The 26,013-nt window shown below is 50.5% G+C and carries 24 protein-coding genes and 1 tRNA gene; 15 read left to right on the top strand and 10 right to left on the bottom strand.

Annotated elements, in window-relative coordinates; genetic code table 11:
* The first annotated feature begins 20 nt into the window (after positions 1–20).
* The 4 genes from alr to GN208_RS05630 all read left to right on the top strand — a co-directional run bounded on the left by alr (position 21) and on the right by GN208_RS05630 (position 5,060).
* Complete coding sequence (alr, locus tag GN208_RS05645; protein ID WP_004235534.1) at positions 21–1,091, top strand: alanine racemase; 1,071 nt, start codon at positions 21–23, stop codon at positions 1,089–1,091.
* A gap of 96 nt (positions 1,092–1,187) precedes the next feature.
* On the top strand, positions 1,188–3,482 hold the full coding sequence (gene hypF, locus GN208_RS05640; RefSeq protein ID WP_004235535.1) for a carbamoyltransferase HypF: 2,295 nt from the start codon (positions 1,188–1,190) through the stop codon (positions 3,480–3,482).
* A gap of 133 nt (positions 3,483–3,615) precedes the next feature.
* On the top strand, positions 3,616–4,374 hold the full coding sequence (locus tag GN208_RS05635) for a MipA/OmpV family protein (protein ID WP_015422743.1): 759 nt from the start codon (positions 3,616–3,618) through the stop codon (positions 4,372–4,374).
* A gap of 95 nt (positions 4,375–4,469) precedes the next feature.
* Positions 4,470–5,060, top strand: a complete 591-nt coding sequence (locus GN208_RS05630; RefSeq protein WP_046024638.1) for a YiiX family permuted papain-like enzyme — start codon at positions 4,470–4,472, stop codon at positions 5,058–5,060.
* A gap of 35 nt (positions 5,061–5,095) precedes the next feature.
* On the opposite strand, the gene GN208_RS05625 is transcribed toward GN208_RS05630, so the two are convergent.
* Together GN208_RS05625 and gapA are read right to left on the bottom strand one after the other, a co-directional pair.
* Entirely contained in the window at positions 5,096–5,977 is an 882-nt protein-coding gene (locus tag GN208_RS05625) for a D-hexose-6-phosphate mutarotase (protein ID WP_243828312.1), read from the bottom strand.
* A gap of 112 nt (positions 5,978–6,089) precedes the next feature.
* Positions 6,090–7,085, bottom strand: coding sequence for a glyceraldehyde-3-phosphate dehydrogenase (gene gapA, locus GN208_RS05620; RefSeq protein ID WP_004235539.1), 996 nt, complete (start codon positions 7,083–7,085; stop codon positions 6,090–6,092).
* A 329-nt stretch (positions 7,086–7,414) separates the two neighbouring features.
* Between gapA and msrB the strand changes: the two genes are divergently transcribed.
* Together msrB and GN208_RS05610 are read left to right on the top strand one after the other, a co-directional pair.
* Entirely contained in the window at positions 7,415–7,828 is a 414-nt protein-coding gene (gene msrB / locus GN208_RS05615; protein WP_004235540.1) for a peptide-methionine (R)-S-oxide reductase MsrB, read from the top strand.
* Positions 7,829–7,931: 103 nt separating this feature from the next.
* A complete protein-coding gene (locus tag GN208_RS05610) occupies positions 7,932–8,207 on the top strand; it encodes a DUF1315 family protein (protein WP_004235541.1) in 276 nt (91 codons plus the stop codon).
* 42 nt (positions 8,208–8,249) lie between these two features.
* Here the strand turns inward: GN208_RS05610 and pncA are convergent, their stop codons facing one another.
* The 3 genes from pncA to sppA all read right to left on the bottom strand — a co-directional run bounded on the left by pncA (position 8,250) and on the right by sppA (position 11,886).
* Positions 8,250–8,888: a bifunctional nicotinamidase/pyrazinamidase gene (gene pncA / locus GN208_RS05605; protein WP_004235542.1), complete on the bottom strand. Its 639-nt coding sequence runs from the start codon at positions 8,886–8,888 to the stop codon at positions 8,250–8,252.
* A 10-nt stretch (positions 8,889–8,898) separates the two neighbouring features.
* On the bottom strand, positions 8,899–9,918 hold the full coding sequence (gene ansA, locus GN208_RS05600) for an asparaginase (protein ID WP_004235543.1): 1,020 nt from the start codon (positions 9,916–9,918) through the stop codon (positions 8,899–8,901).
* A gap of 105 nt (positions 9,919–10,023) precedes the next feature.
* Complete coding sequence (gene sppA, locus GN208_RS05595; RefSeq protein ID WP_004235544.1) at positions 10,024–11,886, bottom strand: signal peptide peptidase SppA; 1,863 nt, start codon at positions 11,884–11,886, stop codon at positions 10,024–10,026.
* A 162-nt stretch (positions 11,887–12,048) separates the two neighbouring features.
* Between sppA and GN208_RS05590 the strand changes: the two genes are divergently transcribed.
* The 3 genes from GN208_RS05590 to GN208_RS05580 are packed head-to-tail and all read left to right on the top strand — an operon-like array spanning position 12,049 to position 15,639.
* Entirely contained in the window at positions 12,049–12,600 is a 552-nt protein-coding gene (locus GN208_RS05590; protein ID WP_004235545.1) for an NAD(P)H nitroreductase, read from the top strand.
* Between the two features lie 25 nt (positions 12,601–12,625).
* Positions 12,626–13,672, top strand: a complete 1,047-nt coding sequence (gene selD, locus GN208_RS05585) for a selenide, water dikinase SelD (RefSeq protein ID WP_073970166.1) — start codon at positions 12,626–12,628, stop codon at positions 13,670–13,672.
* 2 nt (positions 13,673–13,674) lie between these two features.
* On the top strand, positions 13,675–15,639 hold the full coding sequence (locus GN208_RS05580) for a DNA topoisomerase III (protein WP_004235547.1): 1,965 nt from the start codon (positions 13,675–13,677) through the stop codon (positions 15,637–15,639).
* A gap of 31 nt (positions 15,640–15,670) precedes the next feature.
* Here the strand turns inward: GN208_RS05580 and xthA are convergent, their stop codons facing one another.
* Entirely contained in the window at positions 15,671–16,480 is an 810-nt protein-coding gene (gene xthA, locus GN208_RS05575; RefSeq protein WP_004235548.1) for an exodeoxyribonuclease III, read from the bottom strand.
* A gap of 414 nt (positions 16,481–16,894) precedes the next feature.
* On the opposite strand from xthA, the gene GN208_RS05570 reads away from it, so the two are divergent.
* A complete protein-coding gene (locus tag GN208_RS05570; RefSeq protein ID WP_046024533.1) occupies positions 16,895–17,758 on the top strand; it encodes a LysR family transcriptional regulator in 864 nt (287 codons plus the stop codon).
* 16 nt (positions 17,759–17,774) lie between these two features.
* Here GN208_RS05570 and GN208_RS05565 read toward each other — a convergent pair.
* From GN208_RS05565 to GN208_RS05555, 3 genes are all read right to left on the bottom strand, one after another.
* A tRNA-Tyr gene (locus GN208_RS05565) sits at positions 17,775–17,859 on the bottom strand.
* 158 nt (positions 17,860–18,017) lie between these two features.
* Positions 18,018–18,866 carry a formyltetrahydrofolate deformylase gene (purU, locus tag GN208_RS05560; RefSeq protein WP_004238205.1) on the bottom strand — a complete coding sequence of 283 codons (849 nt, stop codon included), beginning with the start codon at positions 18,864–18,866 and terminating at the stop codon, positions 18,018–18,020.
* Positions 18,867–18,931: 65 nt separating this feature from the next.
* Positions 18,932–19,408, bottom strand: coding sequence for a YchJ family metal-binding protein (locus GN208_RS05555; protein ID WP_243828311.1), 477 nt, complete (start codon positions 19,406–19,408; stop codon positions 18,932–18,934).
* A gap of 168 nt (positions 19,409–19,576) precedes the next feature.
* On the opposite strand from GN208_RS05555, the gene rssB reads away from it, so the two are divergent.
* The 4 genes from rssB to GN208_RS05535 all read left to right on the top strand — a co-directional run bounded on the left by rssB (position 19,577) and on the right by GN208_RS05535 (position 24,062).
* Positions 19,577–20,605, top strand: coding sequence for a two-component system response regulator RssB (gene rssB, locus GN208_RS05550; RefSeq protein ID WP_004238202.1), 1,029 nt, complete (start codon positions 19,577–19,579; stop codon positions 20,603–20,605).
* Between the two features lie 163 nt (positions 20,606–20,768).
* Entirely contained in the window at positions 20,769–21,674 is a 906-nt protein-coding gene (gene galU / locus GN208_RS05545; RefSeq protein ID WP_015422740.1) for a UTP--glucose-1-phosphate uridylyltransferase GalU, read from the top strand.
* Between the two features lie 22 nt (positions 21,675–21,696).
* Positions 21,697–23,040 (top strand): UDP-glucose/GDP-mannose dehydrogenase family protein, encoded by a 1,344-nt coding sequence (locus GN208_RS05540; protein WP_004238197.1) that lies wholly within the window; start codon positions 21,697–21,699, stop codon positions 23,038–23,040.
* Positions 23,041–23,048: 8 nt separating this feature from the next.
* Positions 23,049–24,062, top strand: coding sequence for an NAD-dependent epimerase (locus tag GN208_RS05535; RefSeq protein WP_004238196.1), 1,014 nt, complete (start codon positions 23,049–23,051; stop codon positions 24,060–24,062).
* Between the two features lie 117 nt (positions 24,063–24,179).
* Here GN208_RS05535 and GN208_RS05530 read toward each other — a convergent pair whose 3' ends face one another.
* A complete protein-coding gene (locus GN208_RS05530; protein WP_004238195.1) occupies positions 24,180–24,590 on the bottom strand; it encodes an H-NS family nucleoid-associated regulatory protein in 411 nt (136 codons plus the stop codon).
* 499 nt (positions 24,591–25,089) lie between these two features.
* Between GN208_RS05530 and GN208_RS05525 the strand changes: the two genes are divergently transcribed.
* Entirely contained in the window at positions 25,090–25,692 is a 603-nt protein-coding gene (locus GN208_RS05525; protein WP_004239170.1) for a thymidine kinase, read from the top strand.
* The last annotated feature ends 321 nt before the right edge of the window (positions 25,693–26,013 follow it).

Here is a 26,013-nt window from a genome sequence, read left to right as displayed (position 1 = left end):
AAATAAGGAGCGGTAATTTTATGCCTCGTCCGATACAGGCTGTGATTGACAGTGAAGCTGTCCGCTATAATCTGGCCCGGGTAAAAGAGCGGGTCAGCCCGTCCCGGGTATGGGCAGTGGTAAAAGCGGATGCATACGGACATGGCATTGAACGGATTTTTCCGGCACTGGCGCAGGCGGAGGGCATTGCGCTGCTGGATTTCAGTGAGGCAGTGAAGGTTCGTGAACTGGGCTGGCAAAAGCCGGTTTTGCTGCTGGAGGGATTTTTTCAGCCAGAAGATCTGTCACTGATTGACCGTTATCAACTGTCAACATCTGTACACAGCGAGTGGCAGATTAAAGCGATAGAGGAAGCTTCATTTATTCATCCGCTGAATGTGTATCTGAAACTGAACAGCGGCATGAACCGATTGGGTTTTTCTCCGGCGGCGTACCTGAATGCACTCCAGCGTCTGACAGTATTACCACAGGTCGGCACTATCACACTGATGAGCCATTTTGCGGATGCGGATTTAACTGCCGGTATTCATAAACAGATGTCGCGCATTGCACTGTTCAGTTCTCTGAACTTACCGCAGTGTCTGGCAAATTCCGCAGCGGCCATGTGGGAACCGGACACCCGCGCGGATGAAGTGCGCTGCGGTATCATCCTCTATGGTGTTTCACCCAGCGGCAACAGTGCGGATATTGCAGAGTTCGGCCTGAAACCGGCGATGACTCTCCGCAGTGAAATTATTGCTGTTCATGATATTGAAGCCGGTGAAACCGTGGGTTATGGCAGTCGTTTTACCGCCGCGGCACCGATGCGGATTGCCACCATTGCCTGTGGTTATGCGGATGGTTATCCGCGCCATGCACCGGACGGCACACCGGTCTGGATTGCCGGACAGCGCTGCCCGCTGGCGGGACGGATCTCCATGGATATGCTGACAGTTGATATCACCCGCTGTCCGGAGGCGGATATCGGTACACCGGTTGAATTGTGGGGCGCGAATCTTCCGGCGGATGATGTCGCACAATATGCCGGGACTATCGGCTACGAACTGCTGACAGCGCTGGCACGGCGGGTACCGGTGATCACTGCCGGGTAATTATACGTCTTTCCGGCTGTTTTTATGATCCTGATAAATACCCGGCCACTCTGTGCGCAGTAAACTGTTCCGGTTGAAATCAGGCAGGAGTGCGTTATGCAGGCGGGTGTGGAAATCCGGGTGAAGGGAAAAGTTCAGGGAGTCGGGTTTCGTCCGGCTGTCTGGCAGATAGCCCATCAGATGGGATTGTGCGGTGATGTCAGCAATGACAGTGAAGGGGTGCTTATCCACCTTCCGGCAGAAGCGGATATCGCCGGTTTTATCAGCCGGTTACAGGCACAATGCCCGCCGCTGGCGCGAATCGACCATATCGGGCAGCAGCATTATACCTTTGAACAGTGTCCGGCGGCATTTACCATCACCGCCAGCGGACAGGGGGAAATGGATACCGAAATTATCCCGGACGCAGCAACCTGTGATGTTTGTCTGAGTGAATTGTTTGCCCCCGGCAACCGCCGTTACCGTTATCCTTTTATTAACTGCACACACTGCGGGCCCCGTTTCACCATTATCAGGGGAATGCCGTATGATCGTCCGAATACCGCGATGTCGGTTTTTCCGTTTTGTCCGGTGTGTCAGCATGAATACCGTGACCCGGCAGATCGCCGCTTCCATGCTCAGCCGAATGCCTGTCCGGATTGCGGACCGCATATCTGGCTGACGGATCCGCAGCAGCAGATTACCGCCCGCTTTGATGATGCTCTGTCAGCCGCAGTCCGTTTGCTGAAAGACGGCAAAATTCTGGCGATGCAGGGACTGGGTGGCTTTCACCTGGTGGCTGATGCACAAAACAGTGACGCTGTGGCCGTACTGAGAGCCCGCAAACACCGGCCTGCCAAGCCATTTGCGGTGATGATACCGTCCGTTGACTGGCTGGCGGAATGCACAGGCAGGAAGCCGGATCCCGGCCTGATTACCCTGCTGAAAAGCCCTGCCGCACCGATTGTGCTGACAGATGAACCGGAAGTAATCGCCGCATTGTCTCCGCTGGTCGCACCGGGATTGTGTGAAACCGGCATTATGCTGCCGTCTAATCCGTTACAGCACCTGTTGCTGCATGATATTCAGCGCCCGCTGATTATGACCTCCGGGAATGCATCAGGCCATACTCCGGCGCTGGATCACGCAGCGGCATTTGAGCAGCTCAGTTCCATTGCCGATGCTTTTTTGTTACATAACCGCGAAATTATTCAGCGGGCGGATGATTCCCTTGTCCGCTATCAGTCCGGTGATATTCAGGTGCTGCGGCGCGCGCGCGGTTATGTGCCGGATGCTATCGATGTCAGCACAGTGACCGGCAAAAATCCGCCGGCAGTTCTGGCACTGGGTGGTGACCTGAAAAACACCTTCTGCCTGCTGCATCATCAGCAGCTGATTACCGGGCCGCATCTCGGGGATTTGGCTGATCTCTCCGTACAGGGGCAACTGGAGGCTTCGCTGAAACTGTTTGAGCGGATTTATCAGTTCAAACCACAGGTTATCGCCGGGGATGCGCATCCCGGCTATATCAGTCATCAGATGGGGATGGCACTGGCACAGGCGCATCAGGTGCCGTTCATGCCGGTTTATCATCATCACGCGCATATTGCAGCCTGTCTGGCAGAACATGGCTGGCGTCAGGAAGATGGTGAAGTCGTAGGGATAGCACTGGACGGCCTCGGATACGGCGCGGATAACACACTATGGGGCGGTGAAATCCTGGCGGGTGATTACCGTCATATGACCCGTACCGGCGGGTTACCGGCCGTGAGTTTGCCGGGGGGCGACAAAGCGGCGGTGCAGCCGTGGCGTAACCTGCTGGCTCATCTGTATCACGCCGGTTTGTGGCCGTCTTCACCACTGGCATCGCGGCTTGCCGGGAAGAATGTATCATTACTGATTAAAGCCATTGAGCAGGGTATCAATGCCCCGAAAGCATCATCCTGCGGGCGTTTGTTTGATGCAGTGGCCTGTGCGCTCGGATTAACCGCAGATCAGATAAGCTGGGAAGGGGAAGCCGCCTGTGCGCTGGAAAATTGCGCGTTACAGTGTCACAACCAGAATGAGCTTATTACCGGTGAAACACTGCCGCTGACTGCGGATAACACTATTAATTTACGTCCGCTCTGGCAGATGCTGGCGGATGATACTCAGACAATACCGGAAAGAGCATTCCGTTTTCATGTACTGCTGGCAAATACGGTTGCCGGGCTGGCGGATGATACAGCAACCCGGAAAAATACGGATACCATCGTGCTCTCCGGCGGCGTGTTTAATAACCGGTTGCTGCGCCGTATTATTAAGGACAGATTAAGCCACAGACAGGTGCGGGAACCCCGTCAGTTGCCATGTGGAGATGGCGGAATAGCGGCAGGTCAGGCACTTATCGCGGCAATGACATTACTTAACTGAAACCGGTGGCACGATTTAGCACAGTAAATATTTGTAATTTTTATCATCGCTGAATTATCATTCACCGTAATATATGCGCCCCGCAAACATTTGTTGCGATAATTTGTACATGAATTTAACTCAGGAAATGATAATGCATAAGAAATTAACCGGCCTGCTCAGTCTCAGTATGTTAACTGTCATGTCAGCCTCTGCCTTTGCAGATGACGGAAAATGGTCTGTCGGTGCTTCCGTACTCTATCAGGAGCAGGCATACCGCGGCACAAAAACATCTGATAAATTTATGCCGGTTCCGATGGTTAACTATGAAGGTAAAAACTTTTATTTTCATACCTTAGCGACCGGTTATTATCTGTGGAATGACAAAAAAGATCAGCTGTCTGTTGACCTGTTCTACTATCCGCAGGCATACCGTGCCAAAGATAATAAAGATTCCCGTATGCGCAAGCTCGATAACCGCCGCGATACTGCCATGGCCGGGCTGAGCTACCGCCATCATGAAGAGTGGGGAACACTGCGTACCAACTTCTCCGGGGATATCCTGGGTAAAAGTGACGGTATGCGTTTTGATGCCGCTTACCTTTACGGGTTTGAGGGCGACAAATGGTCTGTCCAGCCGGGCGTGGGTGTGATCTGGTCCAGCGAAAAACAGAACCGTTATGAATACGGGATCACTGCTGCTGAATCCCGCCGCAGCGGTCTGGATGAATACCGTCCGGGCAGCAGCTGGACACCGTATGTTGAGGTGTCCGGTCATTATCAGTTTGATGAAAACTGGTCTGCATTCGCGATGGGCCGTATCGACCTGTTACCAAGTGAGGCCAAAGACAGCCCGATGGTGGATAAAAAACACACCTCTATCCTGTGGACTGGTGTGACTTATACTTTCTGATAATTCAGTGGTATAACAGAACTGCACCCGACCTGTGTCCGGTGCAGTTTTTTTATGGCTGTTAACCATGCCGGAGGGCTCTTGTGATCAGTGTGTTGCGTCATTGTCTGCTGTTGCTCTGTTTTTTTACCTCCGCCGTGTACGCGTGGCAGCCGCAGCAGGGCGATATTATTTTCCATACCTCGCGCTCCTCTCAGAGCATCGCTATACAAAAAGCGACAGGGTCGGTCTACAGCCATATGGGGATTATTCTGCTGCGTGACGGTAAGCCGTATGTGTATGAGGCGGCAAAAACAGTCCGCTTTACACCGCTGAAACAGTGGATTGCGCGCGGCACCGGTAACCATTACGTGGTGAAACGCCTGAAAAATCAACTGAGTGCATCACAGCAGCAGGCATTGTACCGTGAAGCGATCCGGTATCAGTCCCGGCCTTATGACCTGACATTTTCATGGGATGATGAGCGGATTTATTGTTCGGAACTGGTCTGGAAAATCTATAAAAATGCCCTGAATACAGAGGTCGGTCAGTTACAGACATTACGGGAATTTGATTTATCCTCGCCGGAAGTACAGGCAAAGATGAAAGAACGGTACGGAAAGGCAGTTCCGCTGGATGAAACGGTGATTTCGCCGGTGGCTATGTTTGATTCGCCGCTGCTGACAACGGTATATGAAAGCCGGTAATCATTCACCGGCCTTATGTGTTCCTGTGCAGCCCGTCAGCCGATTTTCGGGTTCAGACTGATACGTACAGAGAGATGGGACGGTTTATCGCCCTGCGGTGCCATAGGACGGTTAATCCGCGCACTTTCGGCACACACCATTGTTTTATAACCGTCATCCGGCATATCGGCCATTGAAGCGGACAATGCTGCACCGGGGTTCCAGCACACCACATCGCTGTGATGAAAGTGCACCACTTCAATATGACGTTTTAATTTCTTATCGTGGATATAGGTGGATTGCTCCGGCTCGGTATAGATGCGGTCGGTACGGCCGTTGAAAACCAGCTTTGTCTCTTCCGTATATTCTTCACGCTGTGACAGATTATCCAGCAGATGCTGCCCCAGCCCGCTGATACTGACCTGTGCAATATCGCCGACGGTAAAATAGGTATGCAGTGCAGCGGTTGCCTGATACTGCCCGTAAGCTTCCAGCTCAACCTCACAGGTGTCTCCCAGGCGGATGCGGGCGATCAGTGTGAACTCGTGCGGCCACAATTTGCGGGTTTCAGCACTGTCACGCAGGGTAAAGGTCAGAAATACACCCTCTTCATTTTCATTATGAGCCGTGAACTCCCACTGCATAATACGGGCAAAACCGTGGGAAGGCGCCTGCACCGGGCCGAACCACGGCCAGCAGATCGGGATCCCGCCGCGGATGGCCACACCCGGGGTAAATGCACTGTTTTCACTGAGCCATAATCCCGGCTGTTCTGAACCGGCCGGTTGCCATGCCAGCACCTGTGCTCCCTGAAAACTGACCGCAGCACGGACTTTCGGATGGTCGATCACAATAACCGGCAAATCCCCCATCTGACGCTGGGACAGCGAAGGGGTGATCGGACTGGTAACCGGTAACGCAAGAAGGCGCTCAATCATAATTTACCCTTTTGTAATAAAAACAGGACATTTACTTTCTACTTTACGACTGTTTACCACAAAACAAAAGAGCCGCAAAAGCGGCTCTTTGTGAGGATAACAGAGTGCAGACTTATTTGGAGATGTGTGCAATCAGATCCAGAACTTTATGAGAATAACCGGTTTCGTTGTCATACCAGGAAACCAGTTTCACAAAGTTGTCGTTCAGTGCGATACCGGCTTTGGCATCGAACACAGAAGTCAGTACTTCGCCATTGAAGTCAGTGGAAACCACGTCATCTTCGGTGTAACCCATTACGCCTTTCAGCTCGCCTGCTGCTGCCGCTTTGATAGCTTCACAGATTTCAGCGTAAGTTGCTGCTTTTTCCAGACGGACTGTCAGGTCAACAACAGAGACGTTAGGCGTAGGAACACGGAAAGACATACCGGTCAGTTTACCGTTCAGTGCAGGGATAACTTTGCCCACTGCTTTTGCTGCGCCGGTAGAAGACGGGATGATGTTCTGGGATGCACCGCGGCCGCCGCGCCAGTCTTTGTGTGAAGGACCGTCAACAGTTTTCTGGGTGGCAGTGGTTGCGTGAACAGTGGTCATCAGACCTTCAACGATACCGAATTTGTCGTTGATGACTTTTGCCAGTGGTGCCAGGCAGTTAGTGGTACAGGATGCGTTAGAAACGATTTCCTGGCCCGCGTAATCTTTGTGGTTAACACCCATAACAAACATCGGGGTCGCATCTTTGGAAGGACCGGTCAGAACGACTTTCTTCGCGCCTGCCTGGATGTGTTTGCGTGCAGTTTCGTCAGTCAGGAACAGACCGGTTGCTTCAGCAACAACATCAACACCGGCTTCGTTCCACTTCAGGTTCGCAGGGTCACGTTCGGAGGTAACGCGGATAGTTTTACCATTAACAACCAGATGGCCATCTTTCACTTCAACGGTACCGTTAAAACGACCGTGAGTTGAGTCGTACTTCAGCATGTATGCCATGTAATCTGCATCGAGCAGGTCGTTGATTGCAACGATTTCGATATCTGAACGCTCTTGTGCAGCACGGAATACAATACGGCCGATACGACCAAAACCATTAATACCTACTTTGATAGTCATAGTATTACCACCAGCTATTTGTTAGTGAATTAAAGTTGCTACTAAAGTTACCAAAACCTTGCCAGCCGTCAAGCGGAATCGTGTCAATTAATGTCATTTAACATTTAATCTGCTCAACAAATCGCCACTTTCAGTAAATTTGTCGCCGCTATTATCGGGACTTAGCGGAATAAAGACAGCGTGTATGGGGCATAAATGTGAAACATGTCACAAATAAGTGGTGTCAATGCTGACATGACAAGTTTAGAATAACATCCGGTCATTTGATGTTAATTTTTTGTTATTCTGTATTCTGACTGACCCTGCACAATAATGATAAGGATTCAGCTATGTCCGGGACTGATAAAAAGCGGGATACACCCGCTGAGCTGACAGAGATTCAGCGCTATGTCACACAGGAAGCGGGAACTGAGCACCCGTTTACCGGCCGCCTGCTCTATAATGAGAAACAGGGGGTATACCGTTGTATTTGTTGTGGTTCTCCGCTTTTTTATTCGGATACCAAGTTTGATGCCGGCTGCGGCTGGCCGAGTTTTTATGAGCCGGTCAGCAAAAGTGCAGTCCGGTATATTGACGATACCTCTCATGGCATGCATCGTATTGAGACCCGTTGCGGCCATTGTGATGCGCATCTGGGACATGTTTTTCCTGACGGGCCTGCGCCAACAGGGCAGCGTTATTGTATTAACTCAGCATCACTGAGTTTTGAAGATGAAAAAACAAAAGCAATAACAAACGGTTAGTTTGGTTATATTGAAATTTAACATTTATATAACGATAGAAAAAACGATTCAGCTTCTGATGTGATCAAAAGGTAAAATCAGATGCTTTCGGGGAAGGAGTTGTATGGAAATTGATGATTTATTGTCCGCCATGACGCCGGAAGTCTACGGGCGTCTGGTGACAGCCGTCGAACTGGGTAAATGGGCCGATGGTGTACCACTGACGGAATCTCAGAAAAGCAGCAGTCTGCAGCTGGTGATGCTATGGCAGTCCCGCCATAACGCGGATCCGGCACATATGACGGTGGGGACTGACGGGGAAATCAGCCTGAAAAGTAAGCAGGAGCTGAAAGCGCTGTTTACCGATACGCATCTGGCCACACTGAAACCGCAGGACTGAGTGTAAAACGGGACAGTGTTTACTGTCCCGTCATGACATTTGCTATTCTTTCTCGCCGCAGAACTGAGCCGCTGTCTGCAACCGCGCACCGGCGTTCTCCATCTCCGCAAATGCGGTGAGGCTGTCATCCGGCTGTAAATTAACACCCCGGCAGCCGTCTGTGATCACAGTGACGGCAAATCCTTCCGCCAGGGCATCCAGCACCGTAAATTTAACGCAGTAATCGGTGGCAATTCCCAGAACAGCGAGATGCGTGATCTTCAGTTCTGCCAGCAGTTGCAGCAGGGCGGTCGGCTCCCGGTGATCGTTATCATAAAACGCGCTGTAACTGTCCGTGGCCTGGTTTTCACCCTTATAAATAATATGGCTGATAGCCTGTTTATTCAGGTCAGGATGAAAATCCGCCCCCGGTGTGTTCTGCACACAATGCACCGGCCACCAGACTTGGGGCAGTCCGTTCAGTTCGCCGCATTCACCAATCACTGTCCCGGAATTGACGGCAAAGCTCAGATGCTCAGCCGGATGCCAGTCCTGACTGGCGATCACCGGGATATTCTGTTGCTGACAACGGGCTATCATCCGGTTCGCTGTGCGGATCACCGCATCACTGTCGCGGACAGCCAGGCTGCCGCCCTGACAAAAATCATTCTGAATATCCACCAGAAGCAGTGCCGGTTTCATTGCAGACTCCTTAGTTGTCGTTATAGCTCAGCTCGCCGCGCAGATCCTGCTGCATCAGAATGCGGATCTCATCGCTGGTGTAATCCTGGCTGAGCAGATAATGCAGTTTGGTCAGCGCTGCCTCGAAGGTCATATCAAAGCCGCTGATCACGCCGGCTTCTGCCAGTGCATGACCGGTGGCATAGCCGCCCATATTGACGCGTCCTGAAATACACTGTGTCAGATTGATCACAATGATGCCGCGCTCTGTGGCCTCCCGCAATGCGGTGAGCAGTTTCGGTTGCTGCGGTGCATTACCGACACCGTAAGAGCGGATAATCAGTGCTTTGACCGGCTGCTGCAGAATGTTGTTCACCACATCCACCGACAAGCCCGGATACACGGTTACCACGCCGATAGGCTGCGGGGTGATGTTATGCAGCGTGAAAGGTGCGGTGCTCTGCGGCAGCGGGTGAGTATTGAGATTGCGGATATTAATCCCGGCTTCCATCAGCGGCGGGTAGTTCGGGGAGGTAAAGGCCGCAAAACCGTCAGCATGTGCTTTGACGGTGCGGTTGCCCCGGTATAAGCGGTTATTGAAGAATAATCCCACTTCATTGACCGGATAATTCGCCGCCAGATAAAGGGCATTAAGCAGATTGATCTGGCCATCTGAGCGCAGTGCCTCAAGCGGGATTTGTGACCCTGTCACAATGACCGGCTTGGTCAGGTTCTCAAACATAAAGGAGAGCGCTGATGCGGTGAACGCCATGGTATCCGTACCATGCAGGATAACGAAACCATCATAGTGGTCATACTGGGCTTTGATATCATCCGCGATACACTGCCAGTCATCCGGTGTCATATCGGAAGAGTCAATCAGCGGCTGGTGCTCGGTGATGGTGAAATCCGGCATCTCCGGACGGAAGAACTCCGGCATTTTGGCAACCTGGCGCTGAAGGTGGCCGGAAACAGGGATATAGCCCTGCGCCGAGTGCTGCATACCGATAGTCCCGCCGGTATAGACCACATAAATGGATTTCTTTTGCATGTTACTGCTCTTAACAATGAGTACAGGGAAGGAAATTATAGGGGCTTCAGAAATAAAAAAAAGCCTGTTCGTCACGAACAGGCTTTTGTCAGCTGAGAAGAAAACTTACTGAATATTGGTGCAATTTAAGCAGAATGCATAACGGTACTGCGGATCCGTCAGCATTTTCATAAAGGATGCCTGTTGTGTCAGCTGTGCGCCGACCGGTGCCGGGATCAGTCCCTGCAATGATGACGGCAGTGTCACCTTCACATTACCGGCCGTTTCCGCAAGCAGTCTGTCAATGAATGTCATTTCCGGCTGCATCCAGTTCAGTACCGGATGCTCAACAGAGGCCAGCTCTGCGGCTTTGGCAACCGCGTCATCAAAATCACCGAGTTTGTCGACCAGACCGTTAGCTTTGGCATCTGAACCGACCCAAACACGACCCTGCGCAATTTTATCCACTTCCTCCGGCGTCTTGTGACGGGATTTGGCAACGAGATTAATAAAATTGCTGTAGCCGCTTTCAATATAGAGCTGCATCAGCTCTGAGAATTCCGGTGTCAGTGCTTTGGTTACGGTGGCATCGGCCAGCGGCGAGGTGGACACGCCGTCAGTGTGCACGCCGATTTCGCTCAGCGAGTCCTCAAACGTGGTGACTACGCCGAAAATACCGATGGAGCCGGTAATGGTGCTCGGTGAGGCAACAATGTAGTTTGCCGGTGTTGAGACCCAGTAACCGCCGGAAGCTGCCACGCCGCCCATGGAAACCACCACGGCCTTGCCGCTCTGTTTCAGTGCCGCGACTTCCGCACGGATCTGCTCCGATGCCGTCACACTGCCGCCCGGGCTGTTCACCCGCAGTACCAGCGCTTTCACTTCCGGATCCAGACGGGCTTCGCGGAGTTGTGCGGCAATAGTATCACTGCCGGCCATGCCCGGGGCATCGGGACCGTCAACGATAGCACCCTGAACCACAACCACGGCGATGTTACCGGTGGTCTTGCCCTGCGGCACGCCGATGTTCATGTTTTTGGCGTACTCGGTAAACGGAATCGCATTGATTGTGTTGTTTTTCTTATCCCAGCCGAAAGTTTTGGTCATTTCGGATTCAAACACGTTAGCCGGCATAATCTCATCAACCAGTTTTTGCGTGACGGCATAAGCGGCATTATCACCTTTTGCCGTTTTCATCAGAGCCAGCATCTGCTGTGCGCCCGGGAAAATGGTGTTCTTACCGGTTTTGCGGTTTTCCGCGAGACTGGTGAGATAGTTATCCCACAGCACACTGATAAAACGCTGTGTGGATTCGCGGGCTTCCGGTGACATATCATTGCGCAGCATCGGCTCAACCGCTGATTTATAGGTACCGACGCGGAAGATATGGGTTTTCACCTTCAGCATTTCCAGCAATTCGTTATAATACAGCGTATTGGTGGCGAAGCCGTAGATACCGACGCTGCCCTGCGGCGGCATATATATCTTGTCTGCATAGGATGCCAGGTAGTATTGAGCCTGATTATAATTGCCGCTGACGGCATAGACCCGCTTACCCTGTTTGCGGAATTCCGTGATGGTTTTGCCGATATACTGAAGTGACGGCTGGTCAGCACCAACGAAATCATCCAGCTTCAGGATCATTCCGGTAATATCCGGGTCGGTGGCGGCGGTACGGATAGTTTCCACCACATCAAACAGGGAGTTTTCCTGTAACTGACCGGAAGACGCGCCAAGCAATTGGAGAGAGAGACTTTCCAGCGGACTGTTACGGGTCAGCTGATCGACGACAACGCCGGAAAGATTTACATATAATGCTCCGGGTTCACGGCTGGTCTGAGTATCCTGCTCACTCAGCAGTGCATAGGCCCCGGCGGCTAACAGCAGTATGATGATAAAAAGGACATTGGCGACAAGCTGACGCACAAAATTCAGTAAACGCCAGCTCCATTTAAATATTCCGGCAATGATAGTCCATAAAGTATGCATGACGGCTCCAAAGACAAAGATGTCCTGCTATCGTAAAGAGGATGTGCGGATTTGTCAGCCTGAAAACGACACATTGCGGAAAATATAGGCAGTTAAGCAATCTATCCTTAAAAATAGTGAAAAAAGTGGTAGCTTATTAGCGACTAAAAAAGGGGAAAACCGATGGATGCACTGACATTACTACTCAATCGCCGTTCTGCTTCTCGTCTGACCACACCTGCGCCCGAAGGCGAAGCATTAAAAAATATTCTCAATGCCGGGATGCGTGCGCCGGATCATGGCGCGTTACAGCCCTGGCATTTTATCGTGATGCAGGATGACGGCATCATCAAATTCAGTCAGTTGCTCGAAAAAGCGGCAAAAACAGCCGGGCTCGGGCCGGAAGTGGAAGAGAAAGCCCGCAATGCGCCATTACGCGCACCGCTGATTATCACGGTTATCGCGAAAGTGAAGCCGGAACATAAAGTTCCTGAATGGGAGCAGGTTGCAGCGGCAGGTTGTTCGGTTCATGCGATGCAGATGGCTGCTGTGGCTCAGGGCTTCGGCGGGATCTGGCGCACCGGTTCGTGGACAAAGGACCCGGTGGTACGGGAAGGTCTGGGATGTGAGGAGCACGATAAAATTGTCGGCTTTCTGTATCTCGGCACTCCGGCACTGAAAGCGCCTGCCAAAGTGGCGGCACCGGATCTGACACCGTTTGTCACGTATTTCTGAGCGGATTGACGTTAACAAGGAGACTATCATGTCAGAAGCGGTGCGTTTAACGCAATACAGTCACGGCGCAGGTTGCGGCTGTAAAATTTCCCCGAAAGTGCTCGACACCATCCTGCACAGTGAGCAGGCAAAATTTATCGATCCTAATCTGCTGGTCGGCAATGAATCCCGTGATGATGCGGCGGTGTATGATATCGGTAATGGTACCGGCATCATCAGCACCACCGATTTCTTTATGCCGATTGTGGATGACCCGTATGATTTCGGCCGTATCGCGGCCACCAACGCCATCAGTGATATTTATGCTATGGGCGGCAAGCCGATTATGGCTATTGCGATCCTCGGCTGGCCGGTCGCCAAACTTGCTCCGGAAATTGCACAACAGGTGATTGAGGGCGGACGAGCTGTCTGCCGCGATGCCGGTATTTCACTGGCGGGCGGCCACTCTATTGATGCGCCTGAGCCGATTTTCGGCCTGGCGGTCACCGGTATTGTCCCGACAGATAAAATTAAACAAAATAACCGTGCAAAAGCCGGTTGTCAGCTGCTGCTGACCAAACCGCTGGGTATCGGCATTCTGACTACGGCTGAAAAACAGAGCAAACTGCGTCCGGAACATAAAAATCTGGCGCGTGACACCATGTGTCAGCTCAATAAACCGGGTGCGGACTTCTCTGAAATCGACGGCGTAAAAGCTATGACCGACGTGACCGGCTTCGGTCTGCTCGGCCACCTGAGTGAAATTTGTCAGGGTTCCGGGTTACAGGCCGTAATCCACACCGATTCTGTTCCGGTACTGCCTGGTGTGTATGACTATATTGCACAGGGTTGCTGCCCGGGCGGCACACAGCGTAACTTTGACAGCTACGGCCACCTTATCGGTGAAATGACCGACGTTCAGCGCAAACTGCTGTGTGATCCGCAGACATCCGGCGGCCTGCTGCTGGCGGTTGATCCGGCGGCGCGTGAGGAAGTGGAGGCAGTTGCCCGCAAATACGGCCTGACATTAAGCCCGGTCGGTGAACTGACTGAGCCGGACGCATCCCGTGCACTGATTGAAGTCACCGCATAAACATGCGTTTGTTTATTGCCGAAAAGCCCAGCCTCGCCCGTGCGATTGCGGATGTATTACCCAAACCGCACCAGCGGGGGGACGGCTTTATCCGCTGTGGTCAGAATGACTGTGTGACCTGGTGTGTCGGCCATCTGCTGGAACAGGCAGAGCCGGATGCGTATGATCCGCGTTATGCCCGCTGGAACCTGGCTGATCTGCCGATTATCCCGCAAAAATGGATCCTCAGACCCCGCGACGCGGTGGCGAAACAACTGCGCACCATCGGTACGCTGCTCAGTTCCGCAACGGAAGTTATCCACGCCGGAGACCCCGATCGCGAAGGGCAGTTGCTGGTGGATGAGGTACTGGATTTCCTGGAGCTCGCGCCGGAAAAACGTCAGCAGGTGCAGCGCTGTCTGGTCAATGACCTTAACCCGCAGGCGGTAACCCGGGCAGTGGATAAAATGCGTCTTAACCGTGATTTTATCCCGCTGTGTGTTTCGGCACTGGCACGGGCACGGGCAGACTGGCTCTACGGCATCAATATGACACGCGCTTACACTATTCTCGGCCGTAATGCGGGGTATAACGGTGTGCTTTCGGTCGGCCGGGTGCAGACCCCGGTGCTCGGGCTGGTGGTGCGGCGTGATGAGGAAATTGAAAACTTTGTGCCGCGCGATTTCTTTGAGGTACGGGCACATATTGTTACCCCGGCGGACGAACGTTTTACGGCAATGTGGGTGCCGAGCGAGGCGTGCCAGGATTATCAGGATGACGAAGGACGCCTGACTCACCGGCCGCTGGCGGAGCATGTGGTCAGCCGCATCACCGGTAAACCGGCCTTTGTGACCGATTTTCAGGATAAAACGGAAAATGAAATCGCGCCGCTGCCGTTTTCACTGTCTGCGTTACAGATTGAGGCTGCCAAACGCTACGGGCTGAGCGCCCAGGCAGTGCTGGATATCTGTCAGCGTCTGTATGAAACCCACAAACTGATTACCTATCCCCGTTCGGACAGCCGTCATCTGCCGGAAGAGCATTTTGCCGGGCGTCACAGTGTGTTCAATGCGATTTCTGTGCATACCCCGCATCTGCTGCCGCAGGATAACCTCGATGATTCGCAGCGTAACCGCTGCTGGGACGACAAAAAGGTCGATGCGCACCACGCCATCATTCCGACCGCCAAATCGGTCTCCGTGTCGCTCAGTGAGAATGAAGCCAATATCTACGAGCTGATCGCGCGTCAGTATCTGATGCAGTTTATGCCGGATGCACAATACCGCAAATGCGTGATTGAGCTGGATATCGCCAACGGCAAATTTGTGGCAAAGGCGCGTTTCCTTTCTCAGGCAGGCTGGCGGACCATGCTGGGTGCCAAAGAGCGTGACGAGGAAAACGAAGGTACACCGCTGCCGGTGCTGACCAAAGGGGATGAACTCCTGTGTGAGCGCGGTGAAGTGGTGGAGCGTCAGACTCAGCCGCCGAGACCCTTTACCGATGCCACGCTGCTGTCAGCAATGACCGGGATTGCCCGGTTTGTGAAAGATAAGGCGCTGAAAAAAGTACTGCGCGAAACTGACGGACTGGGCACTGAAGCGACCCGCGCCGGGATTATCGAACTGCTGTTCCGCCGCGAGTTTTTGTACAAAAAAGGGCGGAATATTCATTCGTCCCCGGCAGGGCGCGCACTGATTCATGTTCTGCCCGAAATGGCCACCTTACCGGATATGACGGCGCACTGGGAATCCACACTGACACAAATCAGTGAAAAACAGTATCGTTATCAGGATTTTATGGTGCCGTTGTCTGAAACACTGACCGGGCTGATAAACCAGGCCCGGCAGAACCGGAATGTCCGTGCTTTCCGTGATTTACCACCACCGCCGCAGGCGAAGAAGGCCGGCGCGAAAGGCAAAGGTAAAACCGCTGCGAAGGGCAAAGGGAAGACCGGCGGAAAAAAAGCGCCGCTACAGGAAGAAGAATAAAAAATGTCCCGCACTGCGGGACATTTTTTTATCAGCGGGTTAAATCAAATTCAGCCCAGATTGGCGCGTGGTCAGAGGGTTTTTCCATACCACGGATTTCATAATCAATGCCGGTGGCGGTACAGCGTGGTGCCAGCGAGTTGCTTGCCAGAATCAGGTCAATCCGCAGTCCCCGGTTGTCATCAAAGCCGCGTGAACGGTAATCGAACCACGAGAAACGGTCGTCTGCATCCGGATACATCGCGCGGTAAGTGTCAGTCAGTCCCCAGCTGAGCAGGCGATCCATCCACTCGCGCTCTTCCGGCAGGAAAGAGCATTTGCCGGTCTTCAGCCAGCGTTTGCGGTTGGCGTCACCAATTCCGATATCAATATCCTGCGGGCTGATATTCATATCACCCATAATAACAATCGGATCCTGGTTGGAGCGCCCGGACAGGTAGTCCTGTAAGTCCTGATAAAATTTGGTTTTCGCCGGGAATTTCAGCGGGTGGTCGCGGCTCTCTCCCTGGGGGAAATAACCGTTAATCACTGTCAGTACCCCGGCCGGGGTATCAATATCCGCCATAATCAGACGGCGCTGGGCATCTTCATCATCCCCGGCGAAGCCTTTGCGCACGGCAAGCGGCTCTGCTTTGGTCAGCAGGGCGACGCCGTAATGGGATTTCTGACCGTGATAAAAAATGTGGTAGCCGAGGTGTTTCAGGTCATCGAGCGGGAACATCTCGTCATGGACTTTGGTTTCCTGGAGGCCGATAACATCAGGCTGATGCTGTGCGATAATCGCTTCCAGCTGGTGAGGCCGGGCTCTTAACCCGTTAATGTTAAAAGAGACAAACTTCATAGAATTCCAACCGGTTGATGAGTTAACAACAAAAGAGTAACAGATCGCAGAAAAAAAGTAACCCGCCGGCAGAATAATAAAAACCGGCACACCCGGCAGGGGTTAATATATCTTAATTTTAATTGACAAAATAATCAGCATTAATAATGATTATTCTTTCTTCTGTACAGTGAAATGAAATGGGTGTGATAAAAATCGGAAGGAAGATTTTAGTGTTTATGTATTAATCTTTAAAATGAAATTTAATAAAACAGAATAATAAAAATATAACATTGCATTATTGTTATTGTATAAATTTTAATAAAAATCGTATTTAAACTCTTTGTGTAAGAAAAAAACACCAGAAATAAAGTCGTTACATATCAATAAGTAATTATTTAACTGATTATTTACTACAGCACAGGAATCGATATTATGTTTTTTTCAAGGAAGTTAGAAGCCTTTATGGCCGTTGTTGAATACGGCTCACTCAGCAAGGCAGCAAAAGTGATGAACAGGACAACCCCGCCGGTGGCGAAGTCTATCAAGGACTTTGAGATCTCGCTGGGTAAGCGTTTATTTAAACGCGAAAAATTTGGTATGAGCCTGACGCGGGAAGGAATGGAGTTGTACAATGATCTTAAGGATCTTTATATGCAGGAAAAAGAAATCACCAAAAAACATATCAGTGGAACGATATGTAATAAGGTGAATATATTTTATGACTGGGGGAAAAGTAAATATATTGCTGCACTGTACCGGACGGCATTCAAAGCAGGTATACAAATTAATATATTTCGTTTCCACTATGATTGTATTGATGAAATAAATGATTTCGAGGGCAATACGCTGATACTGTCGTCAGAGCAGGTTATCAGCGAACGTTTTAGGCTGCTGCGCCACTTACCGCAGGGACAAATCGGAATTTGCTGCCGTCGTTCACTGTTTCAGGACTGTGATAACAATTTACAGACATTATTATCCTCCTGTGTCTGGTTATGTGAGCCGTTATTATATGAAAGCCCGTTACTCAAAACATTATTGCTGCAGCACGGTGAGCAGAGCAAACATGAACATGTGCATCTGATCGATAATGTGAACAGTTATCTGCATCTGCTGATTGACGGAGATTATCTCTGCTTTATTGACGAACACCCGAAAACGCTGCCGTACAGCGATGAGCTGATTTTTCTGCCGTTATCGCAGAGTGAGGCGGAAAATCATTGTTATCTGTACAAATCGAAATCACACGCGAGTGTGCTGAACAAAATAATGGATTGTATTGAGAATATGAAATAACAGGAGAGAAGAGAGATGGTGGTGGGAGAAGGATTCGAACCTTCGAAGTCTGTGACGGCAGATTTACAGTCTGCTCCCTTTGGCCGCTTGGGTATCCCACCAAAAATCAAATTGTCTGTCCGTTCAGCTGTTGCCTTGGGACGGGCTGCATAATAGCAAATATGCGGACGCTGTAAAGTAAAAAAAGAGAAAAAATGTGTGGTCGTTGTTTTTTTGCCCGAAGTGCACGTTAACCGTGCAACTTCAGGCAATTAAGCCGTTATAAAATGACTGTACGGTTACCGTAAACGAATACCCGTTGTGTCAGAACACGCCCCAGGGCATGGCTGAGCACATTTTTTTCCACGTCACGACCGGCCATGACCATATCATCGGCGCTGTAAGTGTGGTCGACGTTAATCACGCTCTGGTGAATGATGGGACCTTCGTCGAGGTTATCATTCACATAGTGCGCGGTGGCACCGATAATCTTCACGCCGCGCTCATATGCCTGATGATAAGGCCGTGCGCCGATAAAGGCCGGCAGGAAGGAGTGGTGGATGTTGATAATCTGGTTCGGATAGTGCTGCACAAATGCCGGGGTCAGCACACGCATGTATTTCGCCAGCACGACGTAATCCGGCTGATACTGATCAATCTGCTGAATGATCTGCATATCATGCTGCTCACGGGTCAGTCCGTCGTGGCTGATATGATGGAACGGAATACCAAACTGTGTGACCAGATGAGACAGCAGATCGTGGTTGCCGATAACCGCTGCAATTTCAACATCCAGACCGCCGTAGGCGCTTTTCATCAGGATATCGCCGAGGCAGTGTGCTTCTTTGGTCACCATAATGACAATGCGGCGGCGTCCGGCGGTGGTTAATTCGCGTGTGGAGCCTTTCGGCAGGGCATCATCCAGGTCGGCCAGCAGGGTTTCATCGTTAAAAATCCCTTCCAGCTCGGTGCGCATAAAAAAGCGGCCGGTACGGTGATCAACGAATTCATTGTTCTGGACAATATTGAGCTGATGCTTGTAACAAATATTGGTGATCTTGGCGATAAGACCTTTTGCGTCAGGGCAAATGGTTCGCAGAATTTTTTTCTGGCTCGTCAGGTGTTGCATGGAAGGTGTGGATCCTTAATAACTGATGTCGGTGATGTTTGTTTACAGAAGGTGCCTGTCCGGTGTCAGGCACAGCATTTTTTATATTTTTTTCCGGAGCCGCAGGGGCAGGGATCATTACGGCCGGTCTGTGGTTTTACGCGGTCGAGGTACATCCAGCCACCGTCAGTCAGGCGAAAACGGGAACGTTCGTGAATGAATTGTTTATCTTCGGACTTTTTATCAATAAAGCAAGCACAAAATTCAACGAAAGCCTCGTCCGGCGCGGTGCCGGGCTGAAAATCAATGACATTCAGTCCCAGCCATTCTGTTTCACCGAACCCAGCGGTCAGTTCTGTCCGCAGTGCTTCCGCGCGTGCCGGCGGATACCATGTCCGGATCAGATGATCAGCATTATGGGTGACAAACGCACTGTAACGCGAACGCATCAGTGCCCGCGCATCGGGGGCGGACTGCGCACCGGAAAGATAAGGCTGGCAACACTGTGCAAAAGTATCCCCGCTGCCGCACGGGCAGGGATCGGTATCTGTAAAATGAGACATAATTATCAAATAATGTGTTCAGGGTAAATAATCGTAAGGAACAGAGCTCAGATGCTACCGGAAATAGCGATCACACGCTATCCTTAATCTCAGCAGCAGTGCGGGAGCAGCGGCATTCCCGGTGTTCCGGGCACGCTGGGTTGTGAGGCCGGGCAGAAAGGGGATGCGATGAAGCAGGCACTGGACGGAAAACGATTGTTAGTCATCGATGACGACCCGGCATTCAATATGGCGCTGTCATCCTATCTGCGCCTTCTCGGTGCCACGGTGTTATCTGCCGGTGACGGTGCGCGCGCATGGGAATGTATAGAACAGGGCTTTCAGCCGGAACTGATTTTCTGTGACCTCAATATGCCGGTGATGACCGGCGCGGAATTTATTGCCCGGTCACAGTCGGATTTACCGGCCATTCCGGTGATTGTTATCTCTGCGACACAAAAAATGTCGGATATCGATGAAGTGCTGCGTCTCGGGGCAAAAGATGTGTTGTTAAAACCCCTGAACAGGCTGGAAGAAGTGAAAAAATTATGTTTGTCCCACCTGTATCCGTCATTTTTCTCACCGGGGGTGCTGGAAAATAATGATCTCTCCGGGATCTGGGCTCAGTTACAACATAATGTGGATGATGTTTTACGTTTATTAAAACAGCTGAATCCGCCGCCGAGCCAGGTGCTGGCCAATTATCAGATCCGCTATGCGCAATTATCTGATAGCTGCCGGGCGGGGCTGGTATTTGATGTGGCAGAATTTTCTGATAATGAAGTGGCGTTTTATTGTCTCGATATCAGTCAGAATACCGGCAACGGCCCGCTGATGGCGATGTTAATCCGCGTCATCTTTAACGATCTGCTAAAACGCTATATTCATAATCACCACCGGAAATTACCGAGCATGACCGCCATCTTAAATAAGCTGAACCGGTTATTACAGGACGCAGGTATTCCGGGACAGCTGCCGCTGCTGCTGGGGTATTATCACACCCGGCGTAAGTCGGTGTTATTGTCCAGTGCCGGTATCAGTGCGGAATTACGCTCTGACAATCATGTGATCCGCGTTAACCGGGGTATTCCGCTGGGGACACTCTCTTCTGTTTATTCCAGTCAGATAAGTGAATTCAGCCGCCATCTGCAATGCCGGATCTGGAACAGCAGCAGTCAGATTAAATTAAGCCTGACCCCCGGACCGCATCAGGGATAATTACCGGACTTTACCAACCCGTTCAGATATTAAACATCTCTTAACAGTAAACCGCATTTACGCGGCACAGAGTATTTATCCCGGAAAATTAGCTGGTATACTCAGTCTCATTATTTTTTATAAATCGCGTATTTATTCTGTTTATGCGCATTGAGGATGATGTATGTCAGTGCAGAAAAATAAAGTACACAAGGCTGTGATCCCGGTTGCAGGATTAGGAACACGTATGCTGCCGGCCACAAAAGCGATTCCGAAAGAAATGCTGCCGCTGGTGGATAAACCGCTTATTCAGTATGTGGTGAATGAATGTATCGCGGCGGGGATCACTGAAATTATTTTAGTGACCCACTCATCAAAAAACTCCATTGAAAACCATTTCGATACCAGCTTTGAACTGGAAGCCATCCTGGAAAAACGTGTAAAACGTCAGTTGCTGGATGAAGTTCAGTCAATCTGCCCGCGTCACGTTACTATCATGCAGACCCGTCAGGGGATCGCCAAAGGACTTGGTCACGCCGTATTATGCGCCAGACCAATGATTGGTGATGAGCCTTTCGCCGTGGTATTGCCGGATGTGATTATTGACGAATACAGCACTGACCTGACGAAATTCAACCTCAGAGAAATGATCGCGCGTTATGAAGAACACGGTGCAAGCCAGGTAATGGTCGATCCGGTTCCGCAGGAAATGGTGGCAAATTACGGCGTGGTGGATTGCCACGGTGAAAGCCTGGCCGCCGGTGAAAGCAAACCGATGTTTGCCGTGGTGGAAAAACCGGAACCGGCTAAAGCACCGTCGAATATGTCTATCGTCGGGCGTTATGTGCTTTCCCAGGATATCTGGCCGCTGCTGGGGAAAACTGCCCCGGGGGCCGGTGATGAGATCCAGCTGACTGACGCTATCGCCATGCTGATTGAAAAAAATCCGGTGGAGGCGTACCGTCTGGTAGGCCGCAGCCATGACTGCGGCGACAAAATGGGCTATATGAAAGCCTTTGTCGAGTACAGCATGCGTCATAAGCACCTGGGCCGTGAATTCTCAGACTGGCTGAAAACATTACAGAATTAATAATTGTTGCAATAGGTGAACTATGAAAGTAACCGTATTTGGAATCGGATATGTCGGTCTGGTGCAGGCGACTGTACTGGCGGAAGTCGGCCATGATGTCATGTGTGTCGATGTTGATGCAAAAAAAGTGGAAAACCTGAAAAATGGTGTGATCCCGATTTTTGAACCGGGCCTGACCCCGCTGGTGAAGAAAAACTATGAAGAAGGCCGTTTAAGCTTCACCACGGATGCGGCACTGGGTGTGGCACACGGCACACTGCAATTCATCGCGGTCGGTACACCGCCGGATGAAGACGGCTCTGCGGATCTGCAATATGTCACCGCGGTTGCCCGTACTATTGCACAGCATATGCAGGACTACAAAGTGGTTATCGATAAATCCACCGTTCCGGTCGGTACCGCGGATAAAGTTAACGCCACGATTAAAGCCACACTGGCTGAACGCGGCGCGGATATTGCCTATGACGTGGTGTCCAACCCTGAATTCCTGAAGGAAGGGGCGGCGGTTGCTGACTGCATGCGTCCTGAGCGCATTGTTATCGGCTGTGATAATGATCGTGTTATCGATATTATCCGCGAACTGTATGAGCCGTTTAACCGTAATCACGACCGCATGATTGTGATGGATATCCGCAGTGCGGAGCTGACCAAATACGCGGCAAACTGCATGCTGGCGACAAAAATCAGCTTTATGAATGAGATCTCCAACCTGGCGGAAATGCTGGGCGCGGATATTGAGAATGTGCGCCAGGGTATCGGTTCTGACTCCCGTATCGGTTATCACTTTATTTATCCGGGCTGCGGCTACGGCGGTTCCTGCTTCCCGAAAGACGTGCAGGCGCTGATCCGCACCGCGGAACATATCGGCTTTACCCCGCGCATTCTGCGTGCGGTGGAAGAAGTGAACGAACAGCAGAAATACAAACTGCCGTCCTTTATCAAACGTCATTTCGGTGAAAACCTGGAAGGTAAAACCTTCGCGGTCTGGGGCCTGTCTTTTAAACCGAATACCGATGATATGCGTGAAGCCTCCAGTCGTATCCTGTTACAGGAATTATGGGCCGCCGGTGCCAAAGTTCAGGCGTATGACCCGGAAGCGATGCAGGAAGCGCAGCGTATTTTCGGGCTGCGTGATGACCTGGCGCTGATGGGTACCAAAGAAGCGGCACTGCATAATGCGGATGCACTGGTTATCTGTACTGAGTGGCAGAGTTTCCGTGCGCCGGACTTCGATGCTATCAAAGCAGGACTGAAAACCCCGGTTATTTTTGACGGACGTAACCTTTATGACCCGGAACGTTTAGAAAATCGCGGCTTTATCTATTATGGTATAGGCCGTGGTGCTTCCATTAATCCGGTAATCTGAGTCTGAATATGAAAATACTTGTAACCGGCGCGGCTGGTTTTATTGGTTATCATGTCTCGCAGCGCCTGCTTGAGCAGGGGCACGAGGTTGTCGGTGCTGACAACCTGAATGACTATTATGATGTGAATCTCAAACAGGCCCGTCTTGATCTGTTATTACCGCATCCGCAATTTCAGTTTTTTAAAATGGATTTGTCGGAGAAAGCGGCTGTCAGTGAGCTGTTCGCCGCACAGAAATTTGAGCGGGTGATCCACCTGGCGGCACAGCCGGGCGTGCGTTACTCCATCCAGAACCCGATGGCGTATATTGACGCGAATATTCTGGGGCATATGAATATTCTGGAAGGGTGCCGTCATCATAACGTCGGGCATCTGATCTACTCCTCCTCAAGTTCTGTATACGGTCTGAACCGCAAACAGCCGTTCTCTGTTGAGGATGATGTGGACCATCCGGTGTCGTTGTATGCGGCAACGAAAAAAGCCAATGAATTAATGTCACACAGTTATTCACATCTTTATCATCTGCCGACAACCGGTCTGCGGTTCTTCACCGTCTACGGCCCGTGGGGTCGTCCGGATATGGCGTTATTTAAGTTTGTGAAAGCCATGCTGGACGGAAAACCGATCGATGTGTATAACCACGGCAATATGGTGCGCGATTTCACCTATGTCGGTGATATTGCGGAAGCGGTGGTGCGTCTGGTGGATGTGGTTCCGGCGGTAAATAATGACTGGACGGTGGAAGAAGGGCTGAAGTCAGCCAGCTCTGCGCCGTACAAAATTTATAATGTCGGTAACGGTCAGCCGACCCGGCTGGGTGATTTTATTCAGGCGATTGAAACGGCGCTGGATATTAAAGCTGACAAACACTATATGGATATGCAGGATGGTGATGTGTTATCCACTTGTGCAGACTCCTCCGAATTGTATAAAACGATTGGTTTCTCACCGGATACGCCGGTTAATTACGGCGTACAGCAGTTTGTTGACTGGTATATGTCGTTTTATCACGGAAAAAAATAAATAACAGCAACGGTTATAAGTATAAAAAGGAGGCGAAAGCCTCCTTTTTGCTGTCCGTCTGACCGGCAGATATAAAAAAGCCCTTCAGAGAAGGGCTTTTCCGGCAGATATTATCACTTACTTGATTAAGAAATCGTTCAGAGATTTACCTTCGTTATCGATAGCTTGTTTGATCACAGCTGGTGTACGGCCCTGGCCGGTCCAGGTTTTGCTTTCACCGTTTTCATCGATATATTCGTATTTGGCAGGGCGCTGAGCACGCTTGGATTTGCGGGCTGTTTTGCCTGTACCCATAGACTGAATTAATTCTTCCGGGTTGATATTCTGCTTTTCAAGCAGCTGACGGAATTCTTCTAATTTACGGGTGCGCTCTTCTTCTTTAGCCTGAGCCTGGGATTCTTCCAGACGGCGTTCTTCAACAACAGAAGTCAGCTTTTCCAGAATTTCTTCTAAAACTTCTAAGCTGGATTCTCTCGCCTGAGCGCGAAGAGTACGGATATTATTAAATGGCTTCAAAGATTCACTCATAATCCTGGTCTCAAATTAAATGTTGGCTGGTGTATAGATAATAATAGATTGCTATTTAAAAATCTGCAATAGCAAATTTCGGAGTAAGGTTAAAACACATTTTTTTTAAAAGCAATTATTTCTGAGGAATAATAAGGGTCTTTTTGGCTTTTCGTTTAAATTTGATAAGGGGACGGGGTGAAAATGCGTTGATGTTCAGCATCTTCATAAAAATTGTTCATAAATGTGGTAGGGAATACAAATTATATTTAACCTTATCTTATGTAAAGAAACGTTATTCTTCGCTCCCGGTATAATGAAAAACAGGATAAAGCGAAGGATACCTGATAACAACAGTGAATATCCGGTATGTAACCATGACCTGTGTGAATTTACGTGTGCGATGAACTCAGGATATTGTGCATGCGATCACGGCATGTGTGAAATACAGATTGCGCTGTTTTTAACACTAATGTGTTAGTATTGTCCCGGATCTTGAATGTGTAAGGGGAGAGAGCCGGTGGCTCAGCTTTATTTTTATTACTCCGCAATGAATGCGGGAAAATCGACAGCGTTACTGCAGTCATCCTATAACTACAATGAACGCGGCATGCGCACGCTGATATTTACCGCAGAGATAGACAACCGCTATGAGCAGAGCAAAGTCACCTCACGTATCGGCCTGAGCGCCGATGCACGGGTCTTTGGCCCTGAGACGGACGTCAGCTCGGTTATTATCCGTGAACATCAGCAGACACCCGTACACTGCGTATTAATCGATGAATGCCAGTTCCTGACCAAAGCACAGGTGGAACAGCTCTGCTGTATCGTCGACGATATTGATATCCCGGTTCTGTGTTACGGGTTACGCACAGACTTTAAAGGTGAGTTATTCAGCGGCAGCCATTATTTATTAGCCTGGGCGGATAAATTAGTTGAATTAAAAACTATTTGTTATTGCGGACGAAAAGCCAGCCGTGTTTTACGTTACGACGGACAGGGGCGGGTTATGTCAGATGGTGCACAAATTGACATCGGCGGTAATGAAAAATATGTATCCGTCTGCCGCAAACATTACAATGAAGCGATACGCGAAGTAAAAGCAGCAGAATATCGGTCATAAATCAGGGAAGCCTCTCTGTTATACAAAAAGTGCCGGGCGTCATTGTCCGGCTTTTTTATATCCGCTGCGGATTGCGCCGGATATCAAAAAACACCGGAACGGTTTCTGCAGGGAAAGTGATGAGGCGGTATTTGAGTCAGCAGGGATAAAATACCGGTGAATACCCCCGGGAGTTACCACAGTTTTGTAACGGGTATTAAGTGAAATATTAAAAACCGGCTGTTCCGGAAAACATGATCAAAAGTGAACAGCTGTTAATACAAAGACAATTATTTAATAATTATTATGAGACGGATATAAAAAAGCCCTCCGGGGAGGGCT

The sequence above is a fragment of the Morganella sp. HSTU-ASny43 genome, from assembly GCF_022819185.1.
Classification (GTDB): domain Bacteria; phylum Pseudomonadota; class Gammaproteobacteria; order Enterobacterales; family Enterobacteriaceae; genus Morganella; species Morganella morganii.
This window is presented reverse-complemented; position numbering and strand designations above follow the sequence as displayed.

What these genes read in the sequence shown, in the direction of transcription:
- ansA (WP_004235543.1), bottom strand. Translation starts at nt 9,918, where the DNA reads ATGCAAAAGAAATCCATTTATGTGGTCTATACCGGCGGGACTATCGGT.
- GN208_RS05610 (WP_004235541.1), top strand. Translation starts at nt 7,932, where the DNA reads ATGGAAATTGATGATTTATTGTCCGCCATGACGCCGGAAGTCTACGGG.
- GN208_RS05530 (WP_004238195.1), bottom strand. Translation starts at nt 24,590, where the DNA reads ATGAGTGAATCTTTGAAGCCATTTAATAATATCCGTACTCTTCGCGCT.
- GN208_RS05535 (WP_004238196.1), top strand. Translation starts at nt 23,049, where the DNA reads ATGAAAATACTTGTAACCGGCGCGGCTGGTTTTATTGGTTATCATGTC.
- rssB (WP_004238202.1), top strand. Translation starts at nt 19,577, where the DNA reads ATGAAGCAGGCACTGGACGGAAAACGATTGTTAGTCATCGATGACGAC.
- galU (WP_015422740.1), top strand. Translation starts at nt 20,769, where the DNA reads ATGTCAGTGCAGAAAAATAAAGTACACAAGGCTGTGATCCCGGTTGCA.
- xthA (WP_004235548.1), bottom strand. Translation starts at nt 16,480, where the DNA reads ATGAAGTTTGTCTCTTTTAACATTAACGGGTTAAGAGCCCGGCCTCAC.
- msrB (WP_004235540.1), top strand. Translation starts at nt 7,415, where the DNA reads ATGTCCGGGACTGATAAAAAGCGGGATACACCCGCTGAGCTGACAGAG.
- alr (WP_004235534.1), top strand. Translation starts at nt 21, where the DNA reads ATGCCTCGTCCGATACAGGCTGTGATTGACAGTGAAGCTGTCCGCTAT.
- GN208_RS05580 (WP_004235547.1), top strand. Translation starts at nt 13,675, where the DNA reads ATGCGTTTGTTTATTGCCGAAAAGCCCAGCCTCGCCCGTGCGATTGCG.
- sppA (WP_004235544.1), bottom strand. Translation starts at nt 11,886, where the DNA reads ATGCATACTTTATGGACTATCATTGCCGGAATATTTAAATGGAGCTGG.
- pncA (WP_004235542.1), bottom strand. Translation starts at nt 8,888, where the DNA reads ATGAAACCGGCACTGCTTCTGGTGGATATTCAGAATGATTTTTGTCAG.
- GN208_RS05540 (WP_004238197.1), top strand. Translation starts at nt 21,697, where the DNA reads ATGAAAGTAACCGTATTTGGAATCGGATATGTCGGTCTGGTGCAGGCG.
- GN208_RS05625 (WP_243828312.1), bottom strand. Translation starts at nt 5,977, where the DNA reads ATGATTGAGCGCCTTCTTGCGTTACCGGTTACCAGTCCGATCACCCCT.
- GN208_RS05635 (WP_015422743.1), top strand. Translation starts at nt 3,616, where the DNA reads ATGCATAAGAAATTAACCGGCCTGCTCAGTCTCAGTATGTTAACTGTC.
- GN208_RS05555 (WP_243828311.1), bottom strand. Translation starts at nt 19,408, where the DNA reads ATGTCTCATTTTACAGATACCGATCCCTGCCCGTGCGGCAGCGGGGAT.
- GN208_RS05570 (WP_046024533.1), top strand. Translation starts at nt 16,895, where the DNA reads ATGTTTTTTTCAAGGAAGTTAGAAGCCTTTATGGCCGTTGTTGAATAC.
- purU (WP_004238205.1), bottom strand. Translation starts at nt 18,866, where the DNA reads ATGCAACACCTGACGAGCCAGAAAAAAATTCTGCGAACCATTTGCCCT.
- gapA (WP_004235539.1), bottom strand. Translation starts at nt 7,085, where the DNA reads ATGACTATCAAAGTAGGTATTAATGGTTTTGGTCGTATCGGCCGTATT.
- GN208_RS05590 (WP_004235545.1), top strand. Translation starts at nt 12,049, where the DNA reads ATGGATGCACTGACATTACTACTCAATCGCCGTTCTGCTTCTCGTCTG.
- hypF (WP_004235535.1), top strand. Translation starts at nt 1,188, where the DNA reads ATGCAGGCGGGTGTGGAAATCCGGGTGAAGGGAAAAGTTCAGGGAGTC.